Below are 4,679 nucleotides of genomic sequence, written 5' to 3'. Positions count from 1 at the left end.
CAAACTAGTGCTATCAACGCAATGAGGTTTACGAAGCCTTTCTCTACAATAGCGCATAACAGGCTGTTTTTTTTAAAGTATCTTTTTAAAAGCGGGAATTGCTGATTTGCCATTAACCATCCCTCAATGGCAGTGTCCAGCGTGCTTGGCAGATCGAGATCGAGATGTGAATGCTGCGCTCAACCTTCGAGCGCAGGGTATGTTGAAATTAAAGGCCGCAGGACTGTCGGCCTCTGCCAATGGTGGCAAGCGTAAGACGAGTCACTTACTCGCAGCTGCCTGAGAAGTTGGAAGCCTCGCCCAAAAGGGCGGGGAGCCGTCACCTGTTACTCAACTCCAGCAACAGGCGATTCAGGCGCTGCACAAACTGACCTGGATCTTCCAAGCTTTCACCGGCAGCCAGAGCGGCCTGATCACACAGCAGCAAAGACAACTCGCTGAACTGCTGTTCCTTTTGTTCTGACTCCAGCCGTTCAATCAACGGATGGGCAGGATTGATCTCCAGAATGGGTTTGCTGTCTGGTGCTTTCTGACCCGCAGCCTCCAGAATTTTACGCATCTGCATACCCAGATCACCGGCACCAATCACCAGTACTGCCGGTGAATCCGTCAGGCGCGTGGAAACACGTACTTCACTGACTCGTTCTTCAAGCACTTTTTTGATACGCTCCAGCAAATCTTTCTTGGTTTCGCTGACTTCTTCCTGAGCTTTTTTCTCTTCTTCAGAGTCCAGCGCTCCCAGATCTAGATCACCCCGCGCTACATCCACAAAAGACTTACCGTCAAACTCATTCAGATGGCTCATCAGCCACTCATCAATGCGATCAGTCAGCAGCAGTACTTCAATGCCTTTTTTGCGGAAGACTTCCAGATGCGGGCTGGATTTAACCTGTGCCAAACTTTCACCGACCAGATAATAAAGCTTATCCTGACCATCTTTCATACGGCTGACATAATCTGCCAAGCTGACCGTTTGTTCGTTTTCGCTGGTGGAGCTGAAACGCAGCAAACCGGCAATACGTTCACGATTGGCATAGTCTTCACCCGAGCCTTCTTTTAAGGCCTGACCAAATTCTTTCCAGAAGATTTGATACTTTTCTTTATCTTCTGACATCTTCTCCAGCAGGCTCAACACTCGTTTGGTGAGTGCAGTTTTCATGCTGTCGATCTGCGGGTTCTGCTGCAGAATTTCACGAGAGATGTTCAGCGGCAGATCGGAAGAGTCCACCACCCCTTTGATAAAACGCAGGTAGAGCGGCAGAAACTGCTCAGCGTTATCAAGGATAAATACCCGTTGAACGTAGAGTTTTAGACCACGCGGGGCTTCGCGGTGATAGAGGTCATAAGGGGCACGTTTTGGTACATACAGCAGCGAGGTGTACTCCTGCTTGCCTTCCACCTTGTTATGACTCCAGTCCAACGGGTCTTCAAAATCATGGGCAACGTGTTTGTAAAACTCTTGGTATTCTTCTTCCTTGATGTCATTTTTGCTGCGAGTCCACAGGGCATTAGCCTTGTTGACGGTTTCCCATTCAACAGCCGTGGCTTTTTCAGCGGTATCGGACTCACCATCCACTTCAACATCTTTCTGCAACTGGATCGGTAAACCGATATGATCTGAATACTTCTGGATGATATTACGCAGCCGCCAGCCATTGGCATATTCCTTGGCATCTTCTTTAAGGTGCAGGGTGATACGAGTGCCACGGGCAGCACGCTCAATGGACTCCACCGTAAACTCACCATCTCCTTTGGAGACCCAGCGTACTGCATCGGCCAGTGCCGCACCCGCTTTACGGGTTTCCACGGTGACTTCATCGGCAACAATAAAAGCGGAGTAAAAACCCACGCCAAACTGACCAATCAGATGAGAGTCTTTTTTCTGATCACCGGTCAGTTGTTTCATAAAGTCAGCGGTGCCGGAACGAGCGATAGTGCCCAGGTTGGCAATCACATCTTCACGGCTCATGCCGATGCCGTTGTCTTCCAGCGTCACAATGTTGGACGACTCATCAAAGCTGATGCGTACGTGCAGGTCTGCGTCTTCTTCCAGCAGAGCCGGATGAGCAATCGCCTGAAAACGCAGCTTGTCACATGCATCCGAAGCATTGGATACAAGTTCGCGCAGAAAGATTTCCCGATTGGAGTACAAGGCGTGCACCATCAGGTGCAGCAGCTGTTTAACTTCGGTCTGAAAACCCAGTGTTTGTTTTTCTGCCTGGCTCATGTTTAACGGACTCCTGAACTTCATTGATTGTTGCTGAAAAAAATACCTCTAGGGATGTCCGAATTAATGGGGGCAGTCAGCAGAATTTCAACCCTGTTCCGGCCAGACCAGATGAGCTCTTGCCTGTGCAACCGGTTCAGCACGGCGATCGCCCTGCCAGGCAAAGACCGAAACATTCACTACACGCTTACCCAGCCGCCTCAATCCCGTCATGCGCTGTTCATTGGTCATGGAATTCTTCCAGTTGTTACAAACACTTGTTTGATAAGCATACCCATTGCTGGATGTAAGGGAAAGTCCACTAACAAACCGGGATGCAACCAGCAGCAACAGAATCGCTAGGCAGTAGTCTGACAAGTCTATAAAATAAGCAAAAGCTTAAATACATCAGGAGGGTTTTATGCTGTTTCCACCCCGTTTTGCTCGTTACGTTTTTTCGTTCATCATGTCGATTTACATGGTTAGCATCATGACGTTTGTTATTACCCTGGTGAATACCGGGATCGACGGTAACTTTGTTGCACGTTGGTGGCGAGCCTTCTATATCGCCTGGCCAATTGCTTTTGTACTGATTCTGGTTGGTGCGCCCAAACTTCAGACACTTGCAGCACGCCTCATCAAAAAAGCACCACAAAAACAAGACACTGGTAAAGATTAAACAATCACCTACACTCAGCTTTATACCCAGCGGACAGATCAGGAGTGAATATGAAACTTTACGGCTCGGCGACTTCACCCTTTGTACGTCGTCTGCGAATCTGGCTGGAACATGCCGATTACCAGTTTATTGCACTGGATATTTTTTCGCCGAATGGACGGGCACAACTGGAAGCCATCAGCCCGGCACGGAAAATCCCCTTACTGGAGATTGGCAAGGAGCGAATTTATGATTCACGAGTGATTTTTAACTATCTGAATGATAAACAGCAACGTGAAGAACTCGACATTCAGGATGAAAATGACCTGACTTTGATTGATGAAGCCAGCCTGGCTTTTGTACAACTATTTCTGCTGAAAAAATCCGGGCTGGATATTGAGCAGGATGCACTGTATTTCAACTTGCAGCGTGAACGCATCAACAGTTTGATGATGCATCTTGAAGGCCTGGTCAGCAGTGGTCGTTTCAGCAACTGGAACTACCCGGCCATCTGCCTTTATTGCCTGCTGGACTGGATTGAGCTGCGTGAAATGTTCAATCTGGAAAACACACCGGCACTGATGGCCTTTCGTAACAAACACCAGCAACACGACCATGTGATCAAAACTGATCCTCGCCTTGCTTAACAGCATTTAATATCGAGTAGGGTGAGGCGTTGCCGCCTCATCCCTCTCACAAAACCATACGTACGGGCCTCGTATACGGCTCATGTCACTAACTTCACCCCGAACTCAGGGACAGTGATTCCAGTTTTCACCTTCGTTAGATCCACTAACTTCAGTTCTTCGTGCAAGTAAGCATTGGGGATCGCCAAGTGAGCCAGCGGACTAGCCGCGTTCAGCCAGACCCAGCCGTTGGCCAGCAACGCCCTTGCCATTCGAATTGTCTTCCCCCTCAGTCAGGGTGACGTCACCTTCTTTCAGGTGACCGGGTTTGCCGGCTTCGCCGGGCAAACAAAAAACCCGGCGAAGGCCGGGTTTTGGTACATACGAGGTAGGAAAATCAGCCAGCGAAGTTTTGGTTTACGAAGTCCCAGTTCACCAGTGCCCAGAAAGCTTCCAGGTACTTGGGACGCAGGTTGCGGAAGTCGATGTAGTAGGCGTGTTCCCACAGGTCAACAGTCAGCAGTGCAGTGTGACCTTCAGTCATGGGTGTACCTGCGTTGGAAGTGTTAACAATTTCCAGCTCGCCAGCCGCATTTTTGACCAACCAGGTCCAGGAAGAACCAAAGTTGTTCACGGCCTTGTCATCAAATTCTTTCTGGAAGGCTTCAAAAGAACCCCACTTGGCGTTGATGGCATCAGCGATGGCACCCTTGGCAGCGCCGCCAGCATTAGGAGTCAGGCAGTTCCAGTAAAAGGTGTGGTTCCAGACCTGAGCAGCGTTGTTGAACACCGGGCCGGATTTGGAGGCCTTGATGATCTCTTCCAGGCTTTTGCCTTCGTACTCACTGCCGGGCACCAGACCATTCAGCTTGGTCACGTAGGTGTTATGGTGTTTACCGTGGTGGAATTCCAGGGTTTCAGCAGAAATGTGTGGTTCCAGTGCATTTTTTGCATAGGGCAGTGCCGGTAATTCAAAAGCCATGGTGACTCTCCTTTTTTTGATCATCAAATGATTGCTTATTCATAACATGGTGGCAGGATTTATCACTTTCAAGGTCCCCTGACACAAATCAATGAAAACAGTCGAATAATACCATTACCTGAACAGCCTGACAATTCCGACTGTTTTGGTTGGTTATAGCCGGAACTGATACAGCCAGCGTCAAGAATTAAAAGTGTCGGGCTAGCT

The 4,679-nt window shown here is 49.1% G+C and carries 7 protein-coding genes; 3 read left to right on the top strand and 4 right to left on the bottom strand.

Annotation, left to right across the window (positions count from 1 at the left end; translation table 11 throughout):
* Positions 1–106: 106 nt before the first annotated feature.
* A complete protein-coding gene (locus IBX50_RS20775; protein ID WP_366930747.1) occupies positions 107–283 on the top strand; it encodes a zinc ribbon domain-containing protein in 177 nt (58 codons plus the stop codon).
* A gap of 36 nt (positions 284–319) precedes the next feature.
* On the opposite strand, the gene htpG is transcribed toward IBX50_RS20775, so the two are convergent.
* Both htpG and IBX50_RS17375 read right to left on the bottom strand, forming a co-directional pair.
* The gene (gene htpG, locus IBX50_RS17380; protein ID WP_292257562.1) at positions 320–2,227 is read right to left on the bottom strand and encodes a molecular chaperone HtpG; all 1,908 of its coding nucleotides are present in this window, start codon (positions 2,225–2,227) and stop codon (positions 320–322) included.
* A gap of 87 nt (positions 2,228–2,314) precedes the next feature.
* A complete protein-coding gene (locus tag IBX50_RS17375; RefSeq protein ID WP_292257561.1) occupies positions 2,315–2,458 on the bottom strand; it encodes a hypothetical protein in 144 nt (47 codons plus the stop codon).
* A gap of 169 nt (positions 2,459–2,627) precedes the next feature.
* Here IBX50_RS17375 and IBX50_RS17370 point away from each other — a divergent pair, with 169 nt between their 5' ends.
* Both IBX50_RS17370 and IBX50_RS17365 read left to right on the top strand, forming a co-directional pair.
* A complete protein-coding gene (locus IBX50_RS17370) occupies positions 2,628–2,885 on the top strand; it encodes a DUF2798 domain-containing protein (protein ID WP_292257560.1) in 258 nt (85 codons plus the stop codon).
* Between the two features lie 50 nt (positions 2,886–2,935).
* Positions 2,936–3,511, top strand: coding sequence for a glutathione S-transferase family protein (locus IBX50_RS17365; protein ID WP_292257559.1), 576 nt, complete (start codon positions 2,936–2,938; stop codon positions 3,509–3,511).
* A gap of 201 nt (positions 3,512–3,712) precedes the next feature.
* On the opposite strand, the gene IBX50_RS17360 is transcribed toward IBX50_RS17365, so the two are convergent.
* Together IBX50_RS17360 and IBX50_RS17355 are read right to left on the bottom strand one after the other, a co-directional pair.
* Positions 3,713–3,838, bottom strand: coding sequence for a hypothetical protein (locus tag IBX50_RS17360; protein ID WP_292257558.1), 126 nt, complete (start codon positions 3,836–3,838; stop codon positions 3,713–3,715).
* A 49-nt stretch (positions 3,839–3,887) separates the two neighbouring features.
* Positions 3,888–4,472 carry a Fe-Mn family superoxide dismutase gene (locus IBX50_RS17355; protein WP_292257557.1) on the bottom strand — a complete coding sequence of 195 codons (585 nt, stop codon included), beginning with the start codon at positions 4,470–4,472 and terminating at the stop codon, positions 3,888–3,890.
* Positions 4,473–4,679: the final 207 nt, after the last annotated feature.

The organism is Marinospirillum sp., from assembly GCF_014859565.1.
Note: the sequence above shows the minus strand (reverse complement) of the source record. Positions and strands in the feature narration are given on the sequence as shown.